This is a genomic window from Massilia yuzhufengensis (assembly GCF_900112225.1).
Classification (GTDB): domain Bacteria; phylum Pseudomonadota; class Gammaproteobacteria; order Burkholderiales; family Burkholderiaceae_D; genus Telluria; species Telluria yuzhufengensis.
This window is the reverse complement of sequence record NZ_FOLD01000003.1, coordinates 102,504-128,267: the sequence shown is the minus strand read 5'-3', so window position 1 is coordinate 128,267 and position 25,764 is coordinate 102,504. Positions and strand designations below refer to the sequence as shown.

The window sequence follows — 25,764 nt, the reverse complement described above, 5'->3', positions numbered from 1 at the left end:
CGCGACACCTCACTAATAGGACTGTTATGACCCACGTTGTCACCGAATCGTGCATCCGCTGCCGGTATACCGATTGCGTCGATGTATGCCCGGTAGATTGTTTCCGGGAAGGCCCGAATTTCCTCACCATCGACCCTGACGAGTGCATCGATTGCGCCGTCTGCGTGGCGGAATGCCCGGTGAACGCCATCTACGCGGAAGAAGACGTGCCGTCCGACCAGCAGCAGTTCATCAAGATCAATGCCGACCTGTCGCGCTTCTGGCCGTCGATCACCAAGACCAAGCCGGCCCTGCCGGATGCGGAAGAGTGGAAAGACGTCAAGGACAAGCTGGACCAGCTGGCCCGCTGAAGCCCCATGGCCGGGTCCGCCAGGGCCCGGCCACAGCGCAGGTTCGTCAATCATGGCACACTAGCGGCCATCGCCCCACCACATCAAAAAAACCACAGGATTTAAGCGCATGACTATCAGTGCCTCCCACGAAGCGGGCAGCATCGCTCCCAACAGCTCGTTCGCCGGTGCGATCGAAGCCGATGCCGTGATCATCGGCGCCGGCCCGGTCGGCCTGTTCCAGGTCTTCGAACTCGGCCTCCTCGAAATCAAGGCCCATGTCATCGATTCGCTGCCGGCCGTCGGCGGCCAGTGCGTGGAACTGTATCCGGACAAGCCGATCTACGACATCCCGGCGGTGCCGGTGTGCACCGGCCAGGAACTGACCGACAACCTGCTCAAGCAGATCGAGCCCTTCGAGCCGACCTTCCACCTGGGCCAGGAAGTCACCACCGTGCAGCGCCGCGAAGACGGCCGCTTCAATGTCGAGACTTCGCTGGGCACCCAGTTCATCACCAAGACCATCTTCATCGCTGCCGGCGTCGGTTCCTTCCAGGCGCGCACGATCAAGGTCGACGGCATCGAGAAATTCGAGAACAGCCAGCTGTTCTACCGGGTCAAGGATCCGGCCATTTTCGAAGGCAAGAACCTGGTCATCTGCGGCGGCGGCGACTCGGCGCTGGACTGGGCCCTGAACTTCGTCGGCAAGGCCGAATCGGTCGTGCTGCTGCACCGCCGCGAAGACTTCCGCGCAGCCCCGGCCTCGGTGGCCAAGATGAAGGCCCTGTGCGACGAATACGAGATGCAGCTGATCACCGGCCAGGTCACCGGCTTCGACGAAGCCGATGGCAAGCTGACCGAAGTGAAAGTCACCGGCGCCGACGGCGTCACCCGCCGCGTGCCGCTGGACATGCTGATGGTGTTCTTCGGCCTGTCGCCCAAGCTCGGCCCGATCGCCGAATGGGGCCTGGACATCGAGCGCAAGCAGCTCAAAGTGGTCGACACTGAAAAGTTCGAGACCAATGTCCCGGGCATCTTCGCGGTGGGCGACATCAACACCTACCCGGGCAAGAAGAAGCTGATCCTGTCGGGCTTCCACGAAGCCGCGCTGGCCGCCTTCGGCGCCGCGCCCTACATCTTCCCGGACAAGAAGATCCACATGCAGTACACGACGACCTCGCCGAAGCTGCACAAGATCCTCGGCGTCGAGACCCCGGTCTTCGACTGATTTTTTTTACCGGCTGGTAAAAAAATGCCGCCCGGCGCAAGCCCGGCGGCATTTTTCATTCGGGCAGGCGAGGCGCTGTTCTGTAACCGGATTGCGACGAACACGGAACCGGCAGCAAGACTTTCGGACTATGTGGGGAGCCTCACCGAACGGTGGTGCGCAAATATGCTACAAGTAATCCGTGAGCGTTAGGCCACCAAGGGAAAGTGAAAACGACTGTTTCCACAAGTAAATGACTATCCCCTATAATTACCTGCAGTTACGCGCATAACGATTGCGACGCGCCTAGTCTACCCGAAGGAAAAATTTATGCTTTACCAACTGCACGAGATGCAACGCTCCTTCCTGACCCCACTGATGCAGTGGGCCGATGCGTCTTCCAAGCTGTTCTCGAACCCGGTTTCCCCGTTCGCGCACACCCCATTTTCCCAGCGTATCGCCGCAGGCTACGAACTGATGTACCGCCTGGGCAAGGATTACGAAAAGCCGGCCTTCGGCATCAAGACCGTGCGCATCAACGATGCCGAGGTCGGCATCAATGAACAGACCGCGGTCGAAAAACCGTTCTGCAAGCTCCTGCATTTCAAGAAAGACCTGACCGAGCAGGCCATCGCCGAACTCAAGCAGCCGACCGTGCTGGTCGTGGCGCCGCTGTCCGGCCACCACGCCACCCTGCTGCGCGACACCGTGCGCGCCCTGCTGGTCGAACACGACGTCTTCATCACCGACTGGACCGATGCGCGCATGGTGCCGCTGAAAGACGGCGCTTTCCACCTCGACGACTACATTTTCTACGTCCAGGACTTCATCCGCCACCTGGGCCCGGACGTGCACGTGATCTCGGTGTGCCAGCCGACCGTGCCGGTGCTGGCCGCGATCTCGCTGATGGCCTCGGCCAACGACCCGAAGCTGCCGAAGACCATGACCATGATGGGCGGACCGATCGACCCGCGCAAGTCGCCCACCGCCGTGAACGACCTGGCGGTGGAGAAGCCGTTCTCGTGGTTCGAGAACACCGTGATCTACTCGGTGCCGGGCAACTACCCGGGCTTCGGGCGCAAGGTGTATCCCGGCTTCCTGCAGCACGCCGGCTTCATCGCCATGAACCCGGGCCGCCACGCCCAAAGCCACCGCGAGTTCTACTCGCACCTGGTGCAGGGCGACGACGATTCGGCCGAAGCGCACCGCCAGTTCTACGATGAATACAACGCCGTGCTCGACATGCCGGCCGAGTACTACCTCGACACCATCAAGACCGTGTTCCAGGAACACCGCCTGCCCAAGGGCACCTGGGAAGTCGGCGGCAAGCTGGTGCGCCCGCAAGACATCAAGACGGTGGCCCTGTTCACCGTCGAAGGCGAGCTCGACGACATCTCCGGCGCCGGCCAGACCCGCGCGGCGCACGACCTGTGCAGCGGCATTCCCGCTGACATGCACCTGGACTTCGTTGCGCCGAAATGCGGGCACTACGGGATCTTCTCGGGGCGCCGCTGGCGCGAGATCATCTGCCCGAAGATCGGCGAGTTCATTCGGGCGCATGCTTGAATGATGTGAGGTGATGTGAAAAACGCCAGGGCTTGCTCTGGCGTCTTTTGTTTGGGCTGTCGATACGCGACGAACTTAGGTCCGGCCTGCGCCGGGACGACGGTTCATCCGCAGTCGGTACTCTCAGCACGTCGTTCCGGCGCAGGCCGGAACCCAAGTTCCCATGTGTACCAACAGCGCACGATCACTGCCCCACCAATACCTCCGTCACCACCCCCGTCGCAATCGCCACCAGCGCATAATCGCTCCCCGCCTGCACCCACTGGTGCCCGCGCGGCGGTTCGCTCAGGCGGTGCGCCTGCCAGTTTTCCACGACATAGTGATGCGTGCGGTACCTTGGCGGCAGCTGCTCGCCGCGCTTGAGCTGGCCGCTGGCTTCCACGCTGCGGTAGCGGCCGGCCTTGGCGACCTGCTTGGCCTGGACGGCGCGGGCTTCCTGTTCGCCGCGCTGCTGCACCTGTGCCGCGGCGCCACCGGCCAGCACCGCGGCGACGAGGGCCGGGACAAAGTATTTGTTCATGTGAGCTCCTGGGTTGGGCGTCGATGAGCCAGTACACCATGCACGCCTCGCCCGGTCTGTTCGCTCACCCACGCACATTGCGGCACCGCCTCCGCGTTTTGGCGGATAATGTCGGCTTTTACCGCACCCGCGCGCCGTGACCAAGACCCTCGCCGACCAGATCGAAGACCTGCTGCCGCAGACGCAATGCACGAAGTGCGGCTATCCCGCATGCCGTCCGTATGCGGAAGCGATCGCCAGCGGCGAAGCCGAGATCAACCAGTGCCCGCCGGGCGGCATCGAAGGCGTGCGCCGGCTGTCCTCGGTCACCGGGCGCCCGGTCATCCCGATCAACCCGGCCAATGGCATCGAGCGCCCGCGCCCGGTTGCCTTCATCGACGAAGCCCTGTGCATCGGCTGCACGCTGTGCATCCAGGCCTGCCCGGTCGACGCCATCCTGGGTGCGGCCAAGCAGATGCACACGATCCTGCCCACCCTGTGCACCGGCTGCGACCTGTGCGTGGCGCCCTGCCCGGTCGACTGCATCTCGATGCTGCCAGTGACGAACGAGACCGGCTGGGACGCGTGGTCGCAGGAAGCGGCCGACGCGGCGCGCGCGCGCCACGACTTCCGCAGCGAGCGCCTGCGCCGCGAGCGCGAAGAGAACGACGCGCGCCTGGCCGCCAAGGCGCTGGAGAAGATGCGCGAAGTGACGCTCGAGCCGACCAACACGCCGGAAGAGCTGGCCGAGAAGGAGCGCAAGCGCGCCATCATCGCAGCGGCCATCGAACGCGCGCGCCAGAAGGCCGCAGGCAATCCGCCAGACAAACAGTAAGCCCATGAATCCCGCCAAACGCCTCGAGATCTTCACGCGCTTTCGCGCCGCCAACCCGCACCCGACCACCGAACTCGAATTCAGCACGCCGTTCGAATTGCTGATCGCGGTACTGCTGTCGGCGCAGTCGACCGACGTCGGCGTGAACAAGGCCACGCGCCGGCTCTACCCGGTGGCCAATACGCCGCAAGCCATCCTCGACATGGGCGTGGACGAACTCAAGACCTATATCTCGACCATCGGCCTGTACAACAACAAGGCCAAGAACGTGATCGCCACCTGCCAGATCCTGGTGGAGCAGCATGGGGGCGAGGTGCCGCGTGCGCGCGAGGCGCTCGAAGCCCTGCCGGGGGTGGGCCGCAAGACCGCCAACGTGGTCCTCAACACCGCTTTCGGGGAGGCGGCGATGGCGGTCGACACCCACATCTTCCGGGTATCGAACCGCACCAATATCGCGCCGGGCAAGAACGTCGACATCGTCGAGCAGAAGCTGCTCAAGTTCGTGCCGAAGGAGTTCCTGGTCGATGCCCACCACTGGCTGATCCTGCACGGCCGCTACACCTGCGTGGCGCGCAAACCCAAGTGCTGGAACTGCCTCATTAGCGACCTGTGCGAGTACCGCGAGAAGACGCCGGCGCCCGCCGGCGTGCTGGACCCCGCGGTGCAGGCGGCCGTCCAAGTGGCCGAGCTGGGGTAAGGGCGCAAAAAAACGCACCGGGACGCGGTGCGTTTTCTATTGTGCGTAGGGTGGTCGGCTCTGCCGACCGCGCGTTCAATTCCCCGATGCGCAGTAGCCACGCATGCCGGAGCCGGACGCGCGGTCGGCGAAGCCGACCACCCTACGCAGTCAACCTCGCCGGCGCACGCGCCGGAATCGCCTTGCGCGCCTCGCGCGCGTCTTCCAGCTTGAACACAGCCACCACGTCGTTGAGCGCCTGCGTCTGGTCGCGCAGCGATTGCGCAGCCGCCGCCGCTTCCTCCACCAGCGCCGCATTCTGCTGGGTGACGCTGTCCATCTCGCTCACCGCCATGTTGACCTGGGCGATGCCGGCGCCCTGCTCCGCGCTGGCGGTGCTGATCTCGCCGATGATGTCCATCACGCGGCGCACGCTGGTAACGATCTCGCCCATCGTGGCGCCGGTTTCGCCCACCAGGCGGTTGCCGGCGTCGACCCGCAGCACCGAGTCATTGATCAGTTCCTTGATCTCCTTGGCGGCGGTGGCGGAACGCTGCGCCAGGTTGCGCACTTCGCTCGCCACCACGGCAAAGCCGCGGCCCTGCTCGCCCGCGCGCGCCGCTTCCACCGCGGCGTTCAATGCCAGGATGTTGGTCTGGAACGCGATGCTGTCGATGACACTGATGATGTCGACGATCTTGCGCGAAGACTCGGTGATCGAGGCCATGGTGCCGACCACCTGCTCGACCATGTGACCGCCCTTGGCCGCCACGTCGCAGGCCGAGATGGCCAGCTGGTTGGCCTGGCGTGCGCTCTCGGCGTTCTGCTGCACGGTCGCGGTGATTTCTTCCATCGACGACGCGGTTTCCTCGATCGCGCCGGCCTGCTGCTCGGTGCGGCTCGACAGGTCCAGGTTGCCGCGTGCGATTTCGTCCGACGCCACGGCGATGGTCTCGGCGCCGCCGCGCACCTGCGCCACGATGTTCTGCAGGCTGCCGGTCATGTCCTTCAGGGCCTGCAGCAGCTGGCCGGTCTCGTCGTTCGAGCGCACATCGATGGTGGTGCGCAGGTCGCCCGCCGCCACGCTCTGCGCGGCCTGCACGGCGTCTTCGAGCGGACGCGTGATCGAGCGCGACACCAGCACGCCGGCCACCACGGCCACGACCGCGCCCAGCAGCATCAGGGTGGTGCTGAGCAGCGTGGCGCGCTTGCCGACCACCTCGGCATCGGCGACGGTGCCCTTGGCTTCCCGGCTCATCGCATCCTCCGCCTTGTCCAGCAACTCGGCCGGCGCCCGGTCCAGGCCCTTGACGGCGGTGTCGCCGGCGGCCGGGTCGAAGCCGGCGGCGGTGAACTCGCCGAAGCCGCGCCGGTAGCCTTCACCCATCTTCGCGTGCGCCTGGCCGAACTGGCCCAGCAGCTCACGGGTTTCCCCGGCAGGCAGGACGGCGACCAGGTCCGCGACTTCCTTCGCGACTTCCGCCTCGCTCTTCTGGAAGGCGTTCCAGTACCTGGTGCGCTGTTCCTCGTCCTTGCCGCGCAACAGGGTGTTTTTCCATTCCTGGGTTTGCAGGCGGAAGCGCGACAGCAGGGCTTCCACCTGCTGCGCGTGGCCGGCCTCGACCAGGGCGACGTTGTAGGTGTCGACCGCATGGTTCATCTGGCTCATGCCAAAGAAGCCGGCACAGGCGACGACCAGGGTGACGGCGGCAAATCCAAGGGGTAGCTTACGGCTGAGTTTCATGGCTGGTCTCACAAGAGCGGAAAGAATGGCGTGCACGCGCAGGGTTGCTGCTGTGCACAATCCACCATCAGTCTACGATTCTTGTAACCAATCGGCAAAAATTTGAGCTAACACAAGAGCGATTCATCCCGTTTGTGTAGCTCAACAGCAACGAGCGCACCCGCCGGGTGCGCCACTCTTACAGCAGACTTACAGGATGACCATATTGTCGCGGTGGACCAGTTCCGGCCCCTCGACGTAACCGAGGATGCGTTCGATCTCGACCGACGAATGGCGCATGATGCGCCGCACTTCGCTGCTGGTGTAGTTGGTGAGCCCGCGCGCCAGTGGCTGGCCCGCTTCGTCGATGCAGGTGATCACCTGCCCGCGCCCGAACTCGCCGCGCACGGCGATGACGCCGATCGGCAGCAGCGATTTGCCCTCGCGCGTGAGCTTTTGCGCGGCGCCGGCGTCGATCACGACTTCGCCGGTGGTGTGCAGGTGGTCGATCATCCACTGGCGGCGCGCGGTGAGGCGGCCGGTGGGCGCGGTGAGCTGGGTGCCGATCGCCTCGCCCGCGGCCAGGCGCGTGAGCACGTCGTCTTCGCGGCCCCAGGCGATGATGGTGTGGGCGCCCGAGCGGGCCGCGCGGCGCGCCGCCAGCACCTTGGTCAGCATGCCGCCGCGCCCCAGGCTCGAGCCCGCGCCGCCGGCCATCGCTTCCAGTGCCGGGTCGCCGGCCTGGGCTTGCTGGATCAGGTGCGCCGCTGGGTCCTTGCGCGGGTCGGCGGAGAACAGGCCGCGCTGGTCGGTCAGGATCACCAGCGCATCGGCCTCGATCAGGTTGGCCACCAGCGCGCCGAGGGTGTCGTTGTCGCCGAACTTGATTTCGTCGGTGACCACGGTGTCGTTCTCGTTGATGATCGGGACCACGCCCAGGCGCAGCAGGGTGGTGAGGGTGGAGCGCGCGTTCAGGTAGCGCTCGCGGTCGGCCAGGTCGGCGTGGGTCAGCAGCACCTGGGCGGTCTTCACGTCGTGGGTGCGAAAACTGGTCTCGTAGATCTGCGCCAGGCCCATCTGGCCGACGGCGGCGCAGGCCTGCAGTTCGTGGATGTCGGTGGGGCGCGCCGCGAAACCCAGGCGCAACATGCCTTCGGCGATCGCGCCCGAAGACACCAGCACGACTTCCTTGCCCAGGCTGCGCAGCGCGGAAATTTGCGCGGCCCAGCGGGCGATGGCGGTGTGGTCCAGGCCCCTGCCGTCATTGGTGACGAGCGAGGAACCGACCTTGACGATGATGCGGGAGGCTTGCTGGAGCGTTGGGTTCATGGCGACAGGAATTTTCCTCGCGGCCGCAAAGCCAGCAGGGACATTCCCGCCACCAGTTCGACCGCGCAGACAGCTAATAATACCCCCTTCGGCAAACCGATCGCGAATGCCGCGACCAGGCGCCCGGCCGGCTGGGCCAGGAGGAACAATGCGGTAAGGTCGCCGAGGATGGGCTGGTCGCCCTGCCTGGCTGCCAGCAGCGCCAGCATCGCGGTAGCGAGGCGCACTCCGACGTAGATGGCGTAGAACTGGCTATAGCCGTTCACGCCAACCAGAAAAATGCCCATCGCCGACGCGATGCGGTCGGGATCGAGCACGGCCACCAGGGCCGCCAGCGAGCTGGCGGTGGCGACCAGTTGCAGGAGCTGGCTACGCAGCCGGCCGCGGCCGGTGTTGGACACTCCTGCGGCCAACTCAGTCTTCAAGAATCTTGAAGCGCGGGTCTTCCGGATCGATGGAAGAGATGCCGCGCGCTTCCTCGGTCATCGAGGTTTCTTCGGCGCGCTGCGCGCTGTGGCGCTTCTCTTCCAGGTGCAGGTAGATCGCGTTGATCAGTTCCTGGCAGCCTTCGCGGTTCAGTGCCGAGATCTCGAACACCGGCCCTTTCCAGGCCATGCGCTTGACGAAGTCTTTCACGCGCTTCTTGCGCTCGGCCTCGTCCAGCACGTCGAGCTTGTTGAGCACGATCCAGCGCGGCTTGTTCAGCAGCTCTTCGTCGTACTTTTCCAGCTCCTTGACCAGCGCCTTGGCTTCCTTGACCGGATCGACATCGGTCTCGAACGAGGACAGGTCGACGATGTGCAGCAGCAGGCCGGTACGGGCCAGGTGGCGCAGGAACTGGTGGCCCAGGCCCAGGCCTTCGGACGCGCCTTCGATCAGGCCCGGGATGTCGGCGATCACGAAGCTGCGCTCGTGCGACACGCGCACCACGCCCAGGTTCGGGTGCAGGGTCGTGAACGGGTAGTCGGCGATCTTCGGCTTGGCGTTCGACACCGCGGTAATGAAGGTGGACTTGCCGGCATTGGGCATGCCCAGCAGGCCGACGTCGGCCAGCACTTTCAGTTCCAGGCGCAGGGTGCGGCGCTCGCCTTCCTTGCCCTCGGTCTTCTGGCGCGGTGCGCGGTTGGTCGAGGTCTTGAAGTGGATATTGCCCCAGCCGCCCTCGCCGCCCTTGGCCAGCAGTTCGCTCTGGCCGTGTTCGGTCAGGTCGGCGACGATCTCGCCGTTGACGTCGTCGATGATCAGGGTGCCCACCGGCATGCGCAGGTAGACGTCTTCGGCGCCCTTGCCGTAGCAATCGGAGCCGCGGCCTGGTTCGCCGTCCTTGCCGTGGTGGGTCTTCGAATAGCGGAAGTCCACCAGGGTGTTGATATTGCGGTCGGCCACCACGTAGATCGAGCCGCCCTTACCGCCGTCACCGCCGTCCGGGCCGCCGAACGGGCGGAACTTCTCGCGCAGGAACGAGGCGCACCCGTTGCCGCCGTCGCCGGCGATGACTTCAATTCTTGCTTCGTCGATAAACTTCATGATGGTAACCGCTTAAAAACTAAAAAGGCCCTACCGTGGGCAGAGCCTTTCGATGGAAGGCTTGCGCCTTACAAAGAGCGCCGCTTGCGCGGCGCGATGCGTGACCTAAATGATTTAGGCTGCGACTGCTTCGCTGGCAACGACGGTCACGAACTGCTTCGAGCCCACGCCTTGCTTGACGAACTTGACGGTACCATCGACCAGCGCGAACAGGGTGTGATCCTTGCCGGTGCCGACGTTGGTGCCGGCGCGCACTGGGGTGCCGCGCTGACGAATGATGATGCCGCCGGCGTTGATCGCCTGGCCGCCGTAGACTTTCACGCCGAGGCGCTTGCTTTCTGAGTCACGGCCGTTGCGGGTAGTACCGCCGCCTTTTTTGTGTGCCATTTATTTACTCCTTGATGACTGACTGATGGACCAGGTCGGCGATTAGCCGTTGATCGACACCACTTGGATTTCGGTGAAGTTCTGGCGGTGGCCCTGACGCTTCTGGTAGTGCTTACGACGACGCATCTTGAAGATACGCACTTTGTCGTGACGACCGTGGGAAACCACTTTCACAAGAACCGTTGCACCTTCGACCAGTGGAGCACCAAACTTAATGCTATCGCCCGCGCCGAGGGCGAGGACCTGATCGATCGTGAGTTCGGAACCAATGTCAGCAGGTATCTGTTCTACTTTGAGTTTTTCACCAGCGACAACTTTATACTGCTTGCCACCGGTTTTTATGACCGCGTACATGATTGAAACCTCATCAAATGTTTAAAGAAATCCCGCCGGCGTCGAGACGCTGGACTGTTTAGAAGCCGGGGAACAGGGGATTATACATAAGTCGCTGCAGCGCGTCAAAAGCCCTTGACGTTTATCTTCAGCTGGTGTTGTGTTCTTGGCGGAATGCCAACATCAGTGCCGGTACGCCCCTGCCGTCCCTAACCGACGCACGAGTCAACAGTCGGACGCCTCACCCTGCATGTCGTATAATCACCACTTAACCAAATACTCACTGTTTATTGCAGAGTTCGCCTTGTCAGCCGCCACCCAACACGCACAGAACACCATCGCCCAATCGATCGCCACCGACATGGATTCCGTGAACACGGTGATCCGGCAGCGACTGCACTCGGAAGTGAGCCTGGTTAACCAGATCGCCGAGTACATCATCAGTGCAGGTGGCAAGCGGATCCGTCCGGTGCTGGTCCTGCTGCTGGCCAACGCCTACGGCTACCGCGGCACCGCCCACCACGAGCTGGCGGCGGTTGTCGAATTCATCCACACCGCCACCCTGCTGCACGACGACGTCGTCGACGAATCGTCGATGCGCCGCGGCCGCCAGACCGCCAACGCCCTGTTCGGCAATGCCGCTTCGGTGCTGGTGGGCGACTTCCTGTACTCGCGCTCGTTCCAGATGATGGTCAGCCTCGACAACATGCGCGTGATGCGCATCCTGTCCGACGCCACCAACGTGATCTCCGAAGGCGAAGTGCTGCAATTGCTGAACATGCACGACCCGGACGTCACGCACGAGAACTACCTCGCCGTGATCCAGTCCAAGACCGCCAAGCTGTTCGAAGCCGCGGCCGAGCTGGGCGCGCTGATCGCCGGCGCCAACGATGCGCAGATCGCCGCGGCCGGCGAATACGGCCGCTCGCTGGGCACCGCCTTCCAGCTGATCGACGACGTGCTGGACTACGCCGGCGACGCCGCCGAGATCGGCAAGAACCTGGGCGACGACCTGCGCGAAGGCAAACCCACCCTGCCGCTGATCTGGCTGATGGAAAACGGCACGCAAGCACAGCGCGAGCTGGTGCGCAACTGCATCGAGCATGGCGACGAAGAACAATTCGACGCGGTGCTGGCGGCCGTCACCTCGAGCGGCGCCCTCGACTACACCCGCCAGCAGGCCAACCAGGCCGCCCGCCGCGCCGCCGACGCCATCGCCGACCTGCCCGACAGCGTGTACAAAACCAGCCTGCTCCAGCTCTGCGGTTTCGCTGTTGACAGGAACCACTGAGTAAAATTATAGTTATTCCATCCCGAGGCGCTGGCATCTCGCGCCTCGAATCGTCGGGGTGTAGCTTAGCCCGGTAGAGCGCTACGTTCGGGACGTAGAGGCCGGAGGTTCGAATCCTCTCACCCCGACCATATCACTTCCTCAGCGGCCCAGCCCGCGCTCCAGCCGACTGCGGTCCAGCTTTCCGGTCCAGGCGGCGATCGCCATGCACGACACCCCCACGCTGACCAGGTTGCCCACCGGCCTGCACTTCATCAGCCGCTCCACACTGAACAGCAGCACCATGCCCTCGGCCGGCATCGCCGGCAGCATCGCCACGGCCGAGGTCACGGTCATGAAGGCCGATCCGTTCATGGGCGAGGCGGTTCGGGAGCACAGCAGGCCGATGGCGAACATGGCCGCGTAGTCGGCCGCGCCCAGCGGGATGTGGGCGACCTGCGCCAGGAAGGGCAGCGCGACGCCGAGGTAGACAGCGCTGCCGCCCAGGTTGAAGGCATACCCGGCCGGCACCAGTACCCGCACCGCCTCCGGCGCGCAGCCGGCCTCCACCAGCTTGTCGACCAGGCGCGGCATCGCCGCCAGCGACGAGGCCGTGCCTACCGCCAGCAGCAGCGCATCGGCGATGGCGCGCATGAAGCGCCACAGGCTGAAGCCGGTCAGGCGCGCCAGCGCGCCCAGTACCAGCGCCATGAACAGCGCGGTGCCGAGATAAATGCCGAGCAACAGGTCCATCGCGCGCGCCAGGCCTTCGATGCCATGCCGCCCCACGGTACTTGCCACGCCGGCAAAGGCGATCAGGGGCGCGATCCGGACGATGTGGCGCGCCAGGGCGAAGCCGGCGGTGGCGATCGACCCGATGCCGTCCGCCAGGCGCTGGCCCGCGTGGCCCGCGAGCGCGAGCGCGGTGCCGGCCGCCAGCGAAGCGGCGAGCAGCCACAGCATGAAAGCGCCCGCGCCCACCACCAGCGGGTTCGGCGCCACCGGCGCGCCGGCGGCCAGCACCAGCCCCTCGCCCGGCCGCAGCACAATCGCCACCGCCATCCCGGTGAGCAGGGCCAGCGCCGACACCATGGTGAAACACAGCAGGGCCTTGGCGCTGGCCATGCCCGGGTTCACCAGGTGGCGCAAGGAGGCCACGCCATGCGCCACCGCGCAGCACATTACCGGCAGCATCAGCCAGCGCAGGACCGTGATGAAGCTTTCGCCGACCGGACGCAGCTGGCGCGCCTGCTCCGGCCACGCCATCCCGGCACACAGTCCCAGCGCGATCGCCAGCAGCAGGTGCGTGGCGGGATTAGTCAGTATTTTTTTCATGGATATTGTCGCTTGCCTCGCAACAACAATATCCGAACATGCCCCGCGAAGATAGTCCGGCCACGCGAGTGGGCCCGCTCACGGCCGCGCTTCGCCGCGCGCCATGATGGCCGGGATGCTGTCCCACAGCGCGCAGCGGTGCGCCTTGCGGTAGGCGGCAAGCGGCCGCAGGCCCACGCTGCCTGGCAGGTAGGCCAAATAGGCGGCGCCCTCCTGCACCGCCGCCCAGCCGGGCCGGCCGGCGCGCACGAAGCGGCCCCAGTCGGCGCGCATGCGGCGCGCCAGGGCCTGCTGCGGCGGCGCCAGTTGCGCGGCCGCGCCGGCGAAGGGCCCCGCCGGCCACAGGTAGGGCAGCTCGGCCGCATGGGCGGCGCCGACATCGAAGCCGCCATCGGCGCCGGAGGCCGCGCCGCCGTCCTCGAACTGGTACAGGTAAACCGGGACGCGCGCCGCGCGCGCCAGCCGCAGCAGCGAACAGCCGCCGAAGCCGCGCATGCCGCTGTCGGTGATCACGGCGCTGGCCTTGTAGGCATGCTCGAAGCGCGCGCCGCTGCCCTGGCCCTCGTGGCGGTAGGCGCGCTCGACCCGGGCCGCATGCGCGGGGCCCACCAGGCGCTCGAGCCAGGCCAGGTACTGGTCGAGCCCGAAGCCGAAGAATTCGCGCGCGGCGATGCGTCCCTCGTCGCGGTTGGCGCCCAGCAGCAGCGGCACGCGGATCGGCTGCTGCCTACCCACCGTGGGCGCCGCAAACAAGCCGCCGACCAGGGCGGCGGCCGGCAGGCCGCGCAGGCAGGCCGCGTCGCGGCATCCGAGCCGCTGCACATAGTCGGCCGCGCGGGCGCGCGCCGTCTCCACGGTATCGGTGTCGCGCAGGCAGTCGTCGCTCGACACGATGGCCGCGCGCAGCATGGCGGCGATGGCGGGATCGCCCAGCAGCGGGCACAGCACGGTGGCGCCGGCCGACTCGCCGCCAAGCGTGATGCGGGCCGGGTCGCCGCCGAAGGCGCCGATCGAGGCATGCACCCAGCGCAGCGCGGCGGCGACGTCCTGCAGCGCGTAGTTGCCGCCCTCCCCCTCCAGCAGCGCGCTGTTGAGGAAGCCGAGCGCGCCGAGCCGGTAGTTGATGCTCACGACGATGATATCGGCCTCGGCGGCCAGCGCGCCGCCGTCATGGTCGGCGGCCCCGCCCTGGGTCGCCCCGCCGCCGTGCACATAGACGTAGACCGCGCGCGCCCTGGGCGCTTGCGCTGCCGGGCGCACCAGGTCCAGGTAGAGGCAGTCTTCGCTTTCGCGGCCATCGGCCAGGCCGGCGGCGCTTTGCGGGCAGCGCGGCGACTGCGCGAGCGGCGCGCGCACGCCGCGCCAGGCGGGGGCCGGCCCAGGGGCCGACCAGCGCGCCGGCGCCACCGCGTAGGGCAGGCCCGTGAAGCGCTCGACGCCCTGGTCCACCCTGCCCTGCACCACGCCCTGCGCGGTGCGCACCAGCGGCGCCGCATGGCCATCGGCCAGCGCGCACAGGCAGGCCAGCAGCCAGGCGCAGGCCGCCCTCATGGCGCGCCGCCCTCCGCACGCCAGTTGGCGCCGCGCGTGGACAGCGCGTGCGGCACATAATCTGGCTGGAATGCGCACTGCTCGCCGTAGCGCGCCTCGAACGCCGGGCAGCTGGCCGCCACCCCGGCAGGAGTCGGCCGCAGGCCCTGCTCGACCCAGGCGCGCAGCGCCTGCAGCAGCGCGGCGTACTGCGGCGTGGCCAGGCGGGTGTGCAGGGCTTCGCGGGTGTAGGTTTGCACCAGCAGCTGGCCCTTGCCCGCGGCGTCCACCCGCTCGCGCAGGCTGCTGTCGCCTTCCACGAACACCACCGGGTCGTCGATCGCGTGCATGCTCAGGGTCGGCGCCGCCAGGGCGCCGGAGACGCCGCTGTCGGCTTCCAGCGCCGCCACCGCCCTCAGTGCGGCCGCGTAGCGCTGCACGCCACGGTTCAGCGCCGCATCGTCATCCGAGCCGCGGTAGCGCACGCCGATATTGCCGAACGGGCTGGCGCCCTCCAGGTAATCCATGGTCAGCGCGCGCAGGCTCTGGGTCGACCAGGTCATGTGGCCGGGCAGCGACTGCTCGCTCAGGCCCGTCACGCCCAGGATGTTGGCCAGTGCGCGGCGCTGGCGCGGCGAGCGCTGGCCGGGCTCCAGGCCGACACCGGTGCATTCGCCGACCCGCTGCGCCACAGCGCCCGCATCCAGGCCCGCCGCACCCAGTCCCTGCCAGGGCGGATACGGCGCTTCGCCGGGCGCCGGCAGGTTGGCGCAGTAGTACTGGTAGACGCTGCGCAGGTGGGCCCGGAACTCGTAGGCCTCGGCCGCGCCGACCACGATGCCGCTGGTGAGCAGCACGCCGTCGTAGGCGCCCGGGGCCGCCAGGCGCGCCGCCTTCAGCGCCACCGCCGCTCCCCACGACTGCCCGTGCAGGAAGGTCAGGCGTGGGCGGCCGAAGCTGGCCCAGAAGGCGGCGCGCGCACGCTCGGTATCCTCGGCCGCCGCCTGCACGCCGAAGCCGCCGCGCCGGTAGGTGCTCGCGGTCCAGGCATAGCCCTCGGCCACCACCACGGCAAAGCGGCGCAGGTCGTCCACCTCGTCGTCCGGGCGCGGCGCGCCCAGGCGCGGCCCGCCGTGGCTGTGCACCACCAGGATGCCGTTCCAGGCGGCCGGGATCGCGGTCCAGGTGTAGGCCCCGTGCGCATCCTGGCCGGCATGGCAGCGCGTGCCGGCGGGCAGTTCGGCCGGGCAGGCGCGCACCTGCGCCGGCGCCGCAGCGGCGGCCAGCACCGCCCCGCTGGACAGCAGCAGGCCAGCCACGATCGACAAATGCGCCAGCATTTACAGGCTCTTGCTCAGGTTGATGTAGACGTAGCGGCCATAGGGTGCGTACATCCCGCCGTTGTAGCCGCCCGAGGACAGCGGCGGCAGCTTGTCGAACAGGTTGCGCGCGCCGACCTTGATCGTGCTGTTGTCGAGCAGCCCCCCGCCTTGCATGCGGTACTGCACGTAGCCGTTCCACAGGGTCTGCTTCTCCAGCTTCCAGGGACGGCCGTCGTTGGTCAGGAAGCCGGTTTCCATCACCGACCCGATGTGGTTCATCGACACCCCCACTTGCCAGCCGCGCAGCTTCCAGGTCACGTTGCCCGAGACCTTGACTTCCGGCTTGCCATACACCCCCACCTGGTTGGTCTCCAGGTCGTTGAGCGGCAGTGCGGCATTCAGGGTGCCGGCGGCGCGCGCGGCCAGCAGGTCGGCGATGCCGGTCAGGGGCGACCTGAGGTACTCGTCCAGGTAGGCCACGTTCAGGTTGGCGTCGAAGCTGCCGAAGCTGGCAGTGCGCTTGCGCCAGCTGAGGTTCATGTCGTAGCCGCTGATGGTCTGCGGCTGCAGGTTCAGGAAGGTGTCGCGGATGTCGGTGATGTTGCCGACCGGGCTCAAGCCGGTGCCGGCGAAGGCGGCGATATCGTCGACATTGGGCTCGGCGCGGATCACGCGCGGATCGCCGCTGCCGCCGCTCACGCGCGACAGGTAGTCGGCGGCGGTGACATTGGACAGGCCCAGGGTGCCGACGATGCCGGCCTGCTCGATGCGCCAGCGGTCCAGGGTGGCGGTCAGGCGGCCCATCGACTGCGGCAGGAAGGCAGCCTGCAGCACGATGCCGATATTCGAGGTGTTCGAGGTCTCGGGCCCGAGTTGCGGATTGCCCGAGATGAAGTAGCGCACGCCGACGCCGCGCCCGCAGTTGCTGAAGTTGACCAGGCGGCCGGCGCGGATGTCGGCCTCGCACTTGGTGTAGTCGGTGACCGAGCTGGCGCGGCCATAGGTGTAGTCGGCCGTGGTTTCCAGGTTGGGCGCCTTGAAGCCGCGCGAGAACGAGGCGCGCACGCGCACGCTCTCGACCAGGTCCCAGGCCATGGCGACCTTGGGCTTGGCCACGCTGCCGAAGTCGCTGTAGTGCTCGTAGCGGCCGGCCACCTGGAAGTTCAGCGAGCGCACCAGCGGCACCTGCATGCGCGGGGCGATCGCGGGAACGGCGAATTCCATGAAGGCGCCGCCGACCACGCGCGCGCCCTTCGAGGACGGGGTCACGTTGACGCCGGTGGCGCTCGATGGCTGGGTGATGCCGGTCACGGCGTCGAAGAAGGGCATCGAGCCGTTGACGTGGGGATCGCGCTGGTCTTCCTGGGTTTCACGCCGCACTTCCACGCCGAAGGCCATGCCGACGTCGCCGCCGGGCAGCGCGAACAGGTCGCCGCGCGAGAGCTTGAGGTCGGCCATCAGCAGCGAGGTGCGGTCGAAGCGCGTGACCCGGATTTTCGTGGCGTCGATCGCCGCCTGCGAACTCGGGCGGCAGTCGCCGCCGCCCGCGCCGTCCAGGCAGCTGCCGTTGAAGGGGTTGTAGGCGTCCGGGGTGGACAGCGCCAGCTGCTTGTAGAGGGCGTTCGAATCGACGCCGTCGGAGATGTCGCGCGCGGTGGCGAACGAATACAGCAGCGCCGAATCGACGTCGAAACCGGCCCGGCGCCCCTTCACCCCGACCAGGTAGCGGTACTGGTAGTTCTCCACGTCGACATGGTTGGGACCGTAGTCGTTGAAGCGGTAGTTGGAAAACACCAGCGGCAGGCCGGAGGCCGGCACGTTGACCAGGTTCGGCAGCCGGTTCGGGTTGGCCGAGCCGTCCGCAAACGTCACCGGCCCGAACGGGTTGTAGTAATTCGACGCCGGTACGCCCACCGCCACCAGCGAAGTCGGCTGGGTGGTCAGCGTGTGCGCCTGGGCGTGGTAGACGCTGGCCTCGCCGTACACGGTGGTGTTGTCGTCCAGGTCGTAGTGGCCGTTGACGTACAGGTTCTGGCGGTGCACTTCGGGCGCCACCGTGATGTAGTCGTTGGCCGCGTTGTTGTAGCGGAGGATGTTGGCGGCCTGGTTGCCGCCCTGCGGGTTGCTGCCGGTGCCCAGGCACAGGCCGTTGCCCAGCTGGGTGGCGCAGCCGGCGATGGTATTGGGCTGGATGTGGAAGGCGCCCGCGGTGGTGGTCAGGTTGGTCGTCCCCTGGCGGATCGGGCTGCGTATCGCCGCGGTGCCGCTGTACACCGAGCCGTTGATCCACGAGCTCTGGCCGCCGCGGCCATCCGGCGCGCCGCTGGTGGCCCAGTCGGTGCCGGCGAACAGCGGGCGCTTGTCCTGGTTGGCCGTGAACGGCATGTCGCTCGGGTTCTGGCGCGAGCGATTGAGCACGCTGGCGGCCACCGAGATGTTGCCGCGGCCTTCGCTGAAGTTCTTGCCCGCGAAGACATTGGTGTTGTTCTCGCGCCGGTTGGTGCTCTCGGCATGGCCGTACTGGGTCGACAGCGTGACGCCGTTGAAGTTGGTCTTCATGACGGTGTTGATCACGCCGGCCACCGCGTCCGAGCCGTAGATCGCGCCGGCGCCTTCCATCAGCACTTCCACGCTCTGCATGCCAGAAGCGGGGATCGCGCTCGAGTTGTAGCTGATCAGGGGCACGGTATTGTTGCCGTTGCTGGTCGGATGGGTCACCAGGCGGCGGCCATTGAGCAGCATGAGGGTGTCGCCCAGGCCGGCGTTGCGCAGGTCGACCGAGCTGACGTCGCCGCGCGCGGTGTTGCTGGTCTGGGCCTGGTTGGTCGGGTTGAAGAACACGTCGCCCACCTGCGGGATCTGGCGCAGCAGCTCGTCGCCGTCCACCGCGCCGGTGGCGGCGATTTCGTCGGCGGTGATCAGGGTCACCGGCAGCGCGGTGGTGATCTTGGCGCCCTTGATGCTGGTGCCCACCACCGTGACGATGTTGGCCGGGTCGGCCTTGGCCGTGCCCGCGGCATCCTGGGCATGGGCGATCGAGGCGCACAACAGCGCCGCGCCAACTGCAATGTGCCTGCGTTCGAGGTTCTTCATGTCAGCCTACCTTTTCTCGTTATAGTTTTCGTCTCCGGGGCCGGGACCGCGCCGCCGCGCCACCTGTGGTGTGCGCCCGAAAACATCGTATAGGCTTGTTCTGGCAATGTACAATATATCAATTATGATGATTCGATACTTAATAGATATCGACCTTCCATGGAACTGAGACATCTCCGCTATTTCATCGCCGTCGCCGAGGAAGGCCACTTCACGCGCGCGGCCGAGCGCCTGCACATGCAGCAGCCGCCCCTGAGCCAGCAGATCCGCGCGCTCGAGGCCGAACTGGGTTTTCCGCTATTCCTGCGCCATGCCAAAGGCGCGGCCCTGACCGCGGGCGGAGAAGCCTTCCTGGTCGAGGCGCGCGCGGTCCTGGCCGGCGTCGACGCCGGGGTGGTGCGCGCCGGCCTGGCCGCGCGCGGCGCGCAAGGCCTGCTGCGGCTGGGGTTCACCAGCTCGGCGGCCGCGCACGACCTGCTGCCCAGGATCGTGCGCGCCTACCGCGCGGCCTGGCCGGCCGTGATGCTGGAGTTCAGGGAAGAAAACGCGAGCGAACTGACGCGCGCGCTGGAGAGCGGCGACCTGCACGCCGGCTTCCTGCGCCAGCCGGTGCGCCATCCCTACGGGATCCGCTACGACGTGCTGGCGGAAGAAGAACTGCTGCTGGTGGTGCCCACCGGCTTTCCCGGCCTGCCGCCCTGCAAGCCCGCCAAGCTGCCGACCCTGTCGCTGGAAGCGCTGCGCGAGCAGTCCTTCGTGCTGCTGCGGCATAGCGGCAGCCTGGGCATGTACGCCAGCCTGGTGGCGGCGTGCGGGCGCGCCGGCTTCACCCCGCACGTGGCGGTCGAAGTCGAGCGCATGCTGACCGTCATTAGCCTGGTAGCGGCGGGCGCCGGGGTGTCGGCGGTGCCGGCCTCGATGACCGGCTTCCATGCCCGCAACGTCGTGTACTGCCGCATCGCCGAGCGTGACCGCAGCCTGACGGCGCCGCTCACGCTGGCCTACCGCGAACACGATGACGCGCCCACGCTGCGCAACTTCCTGGCCGAGGCGGCCCACATCGCGGGCGGCCCGGGCCAGGCCTAGTCCAGCGCCGCACAGGCGGCGCCGGGCGCCCCGGCCCGCTTCGGCGCGCCGAACAGGGGTTCGGCCGCACAGGCCGCAGCCCACATGCGTCCCTCGTCGTGGCCCACGCCCTGCACCCGGTGGAACTGGCTGTGCAGGCTGGCGCCTTCGCGCCGCGCCAGCGCGCGCAGGTGGCGCGCATGCTCCACGCCCCGTGCCAGCCGGGTGGCGCCGCCCAGCAGCGCCGCGCAACTGCCGTCGGGGCCGCCCTCGGCGGTGGCGGGCCGGGTGTCGTCGGTCCCCTGCAGGAAGCTGATGTCGCGGGCCGCGAAGCGCCGGAAGCGCTCCAGCGGCGCCTGGCCGTGCGGATAGCCGAAGCCGTCCGGGAAGCTGGCCGTGCCGTACTTGTAGGCGTCGTAGCCCGGGCAGGCGCCGGTGTCCGCGGTCCGCTCGCCGGTGAAGTACATGTAGGTGCCGGCATTGGCCACCACGTAGCGCAGCGACACGTTCTTGCGCAGGCTGTCGTGGACGGTATTGAAGGCGGCGTGGCGCGAGATCATCTGGGCGCCGGCGGAATGGCCCGCCACCACGATACGCCGCACTCCCGGGAAGGCCGCCGGGTCGGCGAACTTGCGCACCAGGTCGTCGATCACGGTGAACGAACTCAGGGCGCGGCCGTCGCCCGAATCGTAGCCGAGGCTCCAGCCGGCCTTGTGCCAGTACGGGGTGGCTGGCGCCACCTTGCCGGCCTTCGCATCGGCCTCGTTCCAGAACTGCGGCGCCACCAGCAGCACGGCGCCGCCATCCGCGCCGCTGCCGGCCAGCGCCGACTCGGCGGAAGCGAGCGAGCGGTCGGCATCGCGCAGGATCCCGTGCACGACGATCACCACGCGGGTGATGGCCGGCATCGCTGCGGCCAGCGGCTGGTTGCTGTAGTAGGACAGCCGGTAATGGCCATCCTGTCCAAGCGGCGTTTCCTGCAGGCTGGCCGCCTGCAGGGCGCCACCGGCAAGCAGTCCTCCGAGGCCGGTCAACAAGGTCCTGGCGATACGCATGGGGCTCCTCCCGTAGTTTTTCAGGCTCCCACGATAGCGCACCGGGCCCCTGGGCGGATGCGATTATTCGCATACTTAAAAAGTATCAGGATTGGGGCAACCGGATATTTTACATAGGCTATGCGTGGGCAGTATATTCGCTGCCACACCCACGTCGCCCCAGGACACCATGACTTTGCCACTGACCCGCCTCGCCATCGCCGCATGCCTCGCCTGCCTCCCACTGGCGGCCGGCGCCGCCGCGCCGCAGGACTTCTTCTACTGGGTCGGCCGCATCAACATGGCCTCGACCGTAATGACGGTCGAACAGGGCATCGTGCCGCCCGCACTGGCGGGCAAGGTGGCGCGCGGCGTGGCCCATTCGATCAGCCAGGGCGCCCGGCCGGGTGGCAAGCGTCCCGCCGACGTGCTGCAGATCGAAGCGCTCATCACCGAGCAGGCCGGCGCCGAGGCAAGCCTGATCCATTCGGGCCGCAGCCGCCAGGACATGCATGCGACGCTGCGCGCGGCCCAGCTGCGCAGCGAGCTGCTGGCCTTCGGCGACGCGGTGATGGCGGTGCGCGCGCGCCTGCTCGAGAGCGCGGCGAACAATGTCGACACCCTGGTGCCGGCCTACACCAATGGCGTGCAGGCGATGCCGACCAGCTATGCCCACTACCTGCTGGCCTTCGCCGACTCGTTCGCGCGCGACAGCGAACGGCTGCGCCAGGCCTACGCCCGGGTCAACCGCAGCGCGCTGGGCACCGCGGTGCTGGCCAACTCCAGCTGGCCGCTTGACCGCCAGCGCCTGGCCGGGCTGCTCGGCTTCGACGCCCTGGTGGTCAATGCCTACGACGCCGGCCAGCTCAGCGCCTACGACGTGCCGATCGAGGCGGCCAACCTCTTGGGCTCGAGCGCGATCCGGGTCGGCGCCTTCATGCAGGACGTGCACGTGCAATACCACCAGGCCCGCCCCTGGCTGCTGCTGGCGCCTGGCAAGACCTATACCAGCAGCGCCATGCCGCAAAAGGCCAATCCCGGCATGATCCAGAATGCGCGCGCGCTGGCGTCCGATGTGGTGGGGGCGGCGCAGATGGTCACGCTGCGCGCCCACAACGTCCCGTCGGGCATGGCCGACTACACGAACAGCCTGGACGAGGGCGGCGGCAAGGTGTTCGAACGGGGGCAGCAGATGATGCGGCGCTTCTCCGACGTGCTCGACGCCCTGCGGGTCGACGCCAAGCGGGCGCGCGAGGAACTCGACGCCGAATGGACCACCTCGATGGAACTGGCCGAAACGCTGCAGCGCAAGCACGGCGTGCCGTTCCGCACCGGCCACCACGTGGCTTCCGAGATCGTGCTGTACGCACGCGCGCACCAGTTCACGCCCGCCACTTTCCCCTACCGCGACGCGGTACGCATCTACGCCGAGGCCGGCCGCGCCCACGGGCTGGCCGACGTCAAGCTGCCGCTCGACGAGGCGGCGTTCCGGCGCGCGCTGTCGGCCGAGAACATGGTGCGCACCCGGGTCGGCATCGGCGGCCCCCAGCCCGAGGAAGTCCGGCGCATGCTGGGCAGCGCCAGGGAGGAACTGGCGCGCGACCGGCAGTGGACGGCGCAGGCGCGCGAACGGCTGCAGCGCAGCGCGGCGGCGCTGGACCAGGCCTTTGGCGCCTTGCTGGCGCGCTGAGGCACCCGCCGCGCATACCGGCAGCGGTTCCGACGTTGTAGCGAACGGGAAATTGCAATAGTATCCAGAGCACCGCGCTCCGCGCCACGTGTTCGTTCTCTATTGCCAGGATTTGATAACCATGCAGCGTCTCCCGTCTTCCCTCTTGCTGGCCGCCATGCTCGCCTCCAGCGCCATCGTCCCCGCCCAGGCCGCGACGGCCCCGGCCGCAGCGAAAACCGCGCTGAAAGTCGACTTCCAGAAATTCACCCTGCCCAACGGCATGGACGTGATCTTCCACGTCGACCGCTCCGACCCGGTGGTGGCCGTGAACCTGACCGCCCACGTGGGCTCGGCCCGCGAAAAGGCCGGCCGTACCGGCTTTGCCCACCTGTTCGAGCACCTGCTGTTCCTGGAATCGGAAAACCTGGGCAAGGGCGGCCTGGACAAGATGAGCGCGCGCATCGGCGGCTCGGGCGCCAACGGCTCGACCTCCACCGACCGCACCAACTACCTGCAGACGGTGCCGAAGGATGCATTGGAAAAAATGATCTGGGCCGAGGCGGACAAGCTGGGCTGGTTCATCAACACCGTCACCGATCCGGTGCTGGCCAAGGAAAAGCAAGTCGTCAAGAACGAGAAGCGCCAGGGCGTCGACAACGCGCCCTATGGCCACACCCGCTACGTCATCGACAAGGCCCTGTTCCCGGCCGACCACCCGTACAACTGGCAGGTGATCGGCTCGCTCGACGACCTGCAGAACGCGACCCTGGACGACGTGAAGGAATTCTTCCGCCTGTGGTACGTGCCGAACAATGTCACCCTGGTCATCGCCGGCGATTTCGACACCGTGCAGGCCCGCAAGTGGGTGGAGAAATACTTTGCCGAGATCAAGCGCGGCGAGAAGATTGCGTCGATGGCCAAGCGTCCCGGCGTGGTGAAGCAGACCGTCAAGCTGGCCCACGAAGACAATTTCGCCAAGTTGCCGGAACTGACCATGGCCTGGCCCACCGTGGAAGACCTGCACCCGGATTCCTATGCACTCGAAGTGCTGGCCGAATACCTGTCGCAGACCAAGCGCGCGCCCTTCTACCAGGTGCTGGTGGAAGACACCAAGCTGGCCCCGCGCGTCCAGATCCGCAACAATGCCGCCGAACTGGCGGGCAAGTTCGTGCTGACCGTGCGCGCCTTCGAAGGCAAGCCGCTGGACGACGTGGCCGGCGCGGTCGACCAGGCCTTCGCCAAGTTTGAAAAGGAAGGCATCTCGGAACGCGACCTGAACCGCATCAAGGCCGGCCTGGAAACCCGCTTCTACAGCTCGGTTTCCAGCGTGCTGGGCAAATCGGCCCTGCTGGCCGAATACAACTACCTGACCGGCAACCCGGGCTATGTCCAGGAAGGCATCAAGAAGACCCTGGCCGTCACCCCGGCCGACGTGCGCCGCGTGTACGACCGCTATATCAAGGGCAAGCCTTATGTGGCCACCAGTTTCGTCCCGAAAGGCAAGCTGGCGCTGGCGTTGAGCGGTTCCGCCAAGGCCGAAGTGGTCGAAGAGAAGCTGGTGCAGGGCGCGGAAGCGGCGGTGGACCCGAGCGCGAACGCCGAGTACACCAAGTCGCCGTCGAAGATCGACCGCAGCAAGGAGCCGGCCTACGGCGCCGCGCTCGCCGTCAAGACGCCACCGGTGTGGACCAGCACGCTGGCCAACGGCATGCGGGTGCACGGCATCGTCAACAATGAGGTGCCGCTGGTGCAGTTCGATATCGCCATCGACGGCGGCCAGCTGCAGGACACGCTCGACAAGGTCGGCGTGGCCAACCTGACGGCGCGCATGATGACGCAGGGCACCGCCACCAAGACGCCGCAGGAATTGGAAGAAGCGATCCAGCAACTGGGCGCCGCCATCGCGGTGACGGCGCGCACCGAAGACATCCGCATCAGCGTGACCACCCTGGCGCGAAATTACCAGGCGACCCTGGACCTGGTGCAGGAAATCCTGCTGCAGCCGCGCTGGGACGAGAAGGAATTCGCCCTGATCAAGCAAAGCGTGCTGAGCCAGATTCGCCAGATGGACGCCGATCCGAACGCGGTGGCCAGCAACAACTACCGCAAGCTCATCTACGGCAACGACGCCATCCGCTCGCGCAACATCCTCGGCACCGCCGAGACCGTGAATGCGATCGGCATCGACGACCTGAAGCGCTTCTACGGCGCCAACCTGTCGCCCTCGGTCGCCCGCATGCACGTGGTCGGCGCGCTGCCGAAAGCGGCGGTCGAGACCTCGCTCGCCAAGCTCGGCCAAGCGTGGAAAGCCAAGCCGGTCAGCCTGCCGGCAGCGACCGCAGCCAGCACCACCCCGCTCGCCGCCAAGGTCTATTTCGTCGACATCCCGGATGCGAAGCAGTCGGTGCTGCAGATCGGCTACCCGGCGCTGGCGGTGACGGATGCCGACTTCTACCCGGCTGCGGTCGCCAACTACATCCTGGGCGGCGGCGGCTTCGCTTCCCGCCTGACCCAGCAACTGCGAGAAGGCAAGGGCTACACCTACGGCATCAACTCGAACTTCTCGGGCACCCGGGTCGCGGGACCATTCACGATCGGCTCCGGCGTGCGCAGCAATGTCACGCTGGAATCGACCCAGCTGGTGAAACAGATCCTGCAAGACTACCCGGCCACCTACTCGGAAGCGGACCTGGAGACCACCCGCAACTTCCTGGTCAAGAGCAATGCGCGCGCCTTCGAGACGGCCGGCGCCAAGCTCGACATGCTGGATAACATCAGCAAATACGGCTGGCGCGCCGACTACGTCAAGGAGCGCGAACAGATCGTCAAGTCGATGACCCTGCCGCAGGTCCGCAGCTTGTCGCAGAAGTACCTGGACCCGTCGAAGATGGTGTGGCTGGTGGTGGGCGACGCCAAGACCCAGCTGCCGCGCATGAAGGAACTGGGCTTCGGTGAGCCGGTGCTGATCAACAAGTAAGCGAAAAGCACCGCACGAAGGGGGCGCGCGTCGATGATGCGCGCCCCTTTTGCCT

Annotated in this window: 21 protein-coding genes and 1 tRNA gene; 10 read left to right on the top strand and 12 right to left on the bottom strand. The window is 67.0% G+C overall.

Going from position 1 to position 25,764, the window contains the following annotated elements; genetic code table 11:
- Positions 1–26: 26 nt before the first annotated feature.
- The 3 genes from fdxA to BM031_RS04085 all read left to right on the top strand — a co-directional run bounded on the left by fdxA (position 27) and on the right by BM031_RS04085 (position 3,102).
- The gene (gene fdxA / locus BM031_RS04095) at positions 27–350 is read left to right on the top strand and encodes a ferredoxin FdxA (protein WP_091871505.1); all 324 of its coding nucleotides are present in this window, start codon (positions 27–29) and stop codon (positions 348–350) included.
- 109 nt (positions 351–459) lie between these two features.
- Entirely contained in the window at positions 460–1,557 is a 1,098-nt protein-coding gene (locus BM031_RS04090; protein WP_229408522.1) for an NAD(P)/FAD-dependent oxidoreductase, read from the top strand.
- 309 nt (positions 1,558–1,866) lie between these two features.
- Positions 1,867–3,102 (top strand): polyhydroxyalkanoate depolymerase, encoded by a 1,236-nt coding sequence (locus BM031_RS04085; protein ID WP_091871502.1) that lies wholly within the window; start codon positions 1,867–1,869, stop codon positions 3,100–3,102.
- 184 nt (positions 3,103–3,286) lie between these two features.
- Here the strand turns inward: BM031_RS04085 and BM031_RS04080 are convergent, their stop codons facing one another.
- Positions 3,287–3,622 carry an RcnB family protein gene (locus tag BM031_RS04080; protein ID WP_091871500.1) on the bottom strand — a complete coding sequence of 112 codons (336 nt, stop codon included), beginning with the start codon at positions 3,620–3,622 and terminating at the stop codon, positions 3,287–3,289.
- A gap of 136 nt (positions 3,623–3,758) precedes the next feature.
- On the opposite strand from BM031_RS04080, the gene rsxB reads away from it, so the two are divergent.
- Complete coding sequence (rsxB, locus tag BM031_RS04075) at positions 3,759–4,436, top strand: electron transport complex subunit RsxB (protein ID WP_091871497.1); 678 nt, start codon at positions 3,759–3,761, stop codon at positions 4,434–4,436.
- Between the two features lie 4 nt (positions 4,437–4,440).
- Positions 4,441–5,133, top strand: a complete 693-nt coding sequence (gene nth, locus BM031_RS04070) for an endonuclease III (protein ID WP_091871494.1) — start codon at positions 4,441–4,443, stop codon at positions 5,131–5,133.
- 142 nt (positions 5,134–5,275) lie between these two features.
- Here the strand turns inward: nth and BM031_RS26285 are convergent, their stop codons facing one another.
- The 6 genes from BM031_RS26285 to rplU form a co-directional block, all read right to left on the bottom strand.
- Positions 5,276–6,856, bottom strand: coding sequence for a methyl-accepting chemotaxis protein (locus BM031_RS26285; RefSeq protein WP_091871492.1), 1,581 nt, complete (start codon positions 6,854–6,856; stop codon positions 5,276–5,278).
- A gap of 189 nt (positions 6,857–7,045) precedes the next feature.
- Complete coding sequence (gene proB, locus BM031_RS04060; protein ID WP_091871489.1) at positions 7,046–8,164, bottom strand: glutamate 5-kinase; 1,119 nt, start codon at positions 8,162–8,164, stop codon at positions 7,046–7,048.
- Positions 8,161–8,589, bottom strand: coding sequence for a hypothetical protein (locus BM031_RS04055; RefSeq protein WP_229408520.1), 429 nt, complete (start codon positions 8,587–8,589; stop codon positions 8,161–8,163). Before BM031_RS04055 ends, proB begins: the two co-directional genes overlap by 4 nt.
- Complete coding sequence (gene cgtA, locus BM031_RS04050; RefSeq protein ID WP_091871484.1) at positions 8,579–9,691, bottom strand: Obg family GTPase CgtA; 1,113 nt, start codon at positions 9,689–9,691, stop codon at positions 8,579–8,581. The genes BM031_RS04055 and cgtA overlap by 11 nt, the downstream gene beginning before the upstream one ends.
- Before the next feature lie 114 nt (positions 9,692–9,805).
- Positions 9,806–10,078 (bottom strand): 50S ribosomal protein L27, encoded by a 273-nt coding sequence (gene rpmA / locus BM031_RS04045; protein ID WP_091871482.1) that lies wholly within the window; start codon positions 10,076–10,078, stop codon positions 9,806–9,808.
- A 42-nt stretch (positions 10,079–10,120) separates the two neighbouring features.
- Positions 10,121–10,432 (bottom strand): 50S ribosomal protein L21, encoded by a 312-nt coding sequence (rplU, locus tag BM031_RS04040; protein ID WP_091871481.1) that lies wholly within the window; start codon positions 10,430–10,432, stop codon positions 10,121–10,123.
- A gap of 283 nt (positions 10,433–10,715) precedes the next feature.
- Between rplU and ispB the strand changes: the two genes are divergently transcribed.
- Together ispB and BM031_RS04030 are read left to right on the top strand one after the other, a co-directional pair.
- Positions 10,716–11,702, top strand: coding sequence for an octaprenyl diphosphate synthase (gene ispB, locus BM031_RS04035; protein ID WP_091871478.1), 987 nt, complete (start codon positions 10,716–10,718; stop codon positions 11,700–11,702).
- 54 nt (positions 11,703–11,756) lie between these two features.
- Positions 11,757–11,833: transfer RNA gene (locus BM031_RS04030), tRNA-Pro, on the top strand.
- A gap of 10 nt (positions 11,834–11,843) precedes the next feature.
- Here the strand turns inward: BM031_RS04030 and BM031_RS04025 are convergent.
- The 4 genes from BM031_RS04025 to BM031_RS04010 all read right to left on the bottom strand — a co-directional run bounded on the left by BM031_RS04025 (position 11,844) and on the right by BM031_RS04010 (position 18,961).
- A complete protein-coding gene (locus tag BM031_RS04025; protein ID WP_091871476.1) occupies positions 11,844–13,016 on the bottom strand; it encodes a cation:dicarboxylate symporter family transporter in 1,173 nt (390 codons plus the stop codon).
- Positions 13,017–13,094: 78 nt separating this feature from the next.
- A complete protein-coding gene (locus tag BM031_RS04020) occupies positions 13,095–14,567 on the bottom strand; it encodes a carboxylesterase family protein (protein WP_091871474.1) in 1,473 nt (490 codons plus the stop codon).
- On the bottom strand, positions 14,564–15,886 hold the full coding sequence (locus tag BM031_RS04015; protein WP_091871471.1) for a DUF6351 family protein: 1,323 nt from the start codon (positions 15,884–15,886) through the stop codon (positions 14,564–14,566). The genes BM031_RS04020 and BM031_RS04015 overlap by 4 nt, the downstream gene beginning before the upstream one ends.
- Positions 15,887–18,961, bottom strand: coding sequence for a TonB-dependent receptor domain-containing protein (locus BM031_RS04010; RefSeq protein ID WP_091871469.1), 3,075 nt, complete (start codon positions 18,959–18,961; stop codon positions 15,887–15,889).
- Positions 18,962–19,120: 159 nt separating this feature from the next.
- Between BM031_RS04010 and BM031_RS04005 the strand changes: the two genes are divergently transcribed.
- Positions 19,121–20,047, top strand: a complete 927-nt coding sequence (locus BM031_RS04005) for a LysR family transcriptional regulator (protein ID WP_091871466.1) — start codon at positions 19,121–19,123, stop codon at positions 20,045–20,047.
- On the opposite strand, the gene BM031_RS04000 is transcribed toward BM031_RS04005, so the two are convergent.
- On the bottom strand, positions 20,044–21,081 hold the full coding sequence (locus BM031_RS04000) for an alpha/beta hydrolase family protein (RefSeq protein ID WP_091871463.1): 1,038 nt from the start codon (positions 21,079–21,081) through the stop codon (positions 20,044–20,046). The genes BM031_RS04005 and BM031_RS04000 overlap by 4 nt on opposite strands.
- 169 nt (positions 21,082–21,250) lie before the next feature.
- On the opposite strand from BM031_RS04000, the gene BM031_RS03995 reads away from it, so the two are divergent.
- Positions 21,251–22,750 carry an argininosuccinate lyase gene (locus BM031_RS03995; RefSeq protein ID WP_091871461.1) on the top strand — a complete coding sequence of 500 codons (1,500 nt, stop codon included), beginning with the start codon at positions 21,251–21,253 and terminating at the stop codon, positions 22,748–22,750.
- Between the two features lie 121 nt (positions 22,751–22,871).
- Positions 22,872–25,709, top strand: coding sequence for a M16 family metallopeptidase (locus BM031_RS03990; protein WP_218147558.1), 2,838 nt, complete (start codon positions 22,872–22,874; stop codon positions 25,707–25,709).
- Positions 25,710–25,764: the final 55 nt, after the last annotated feature.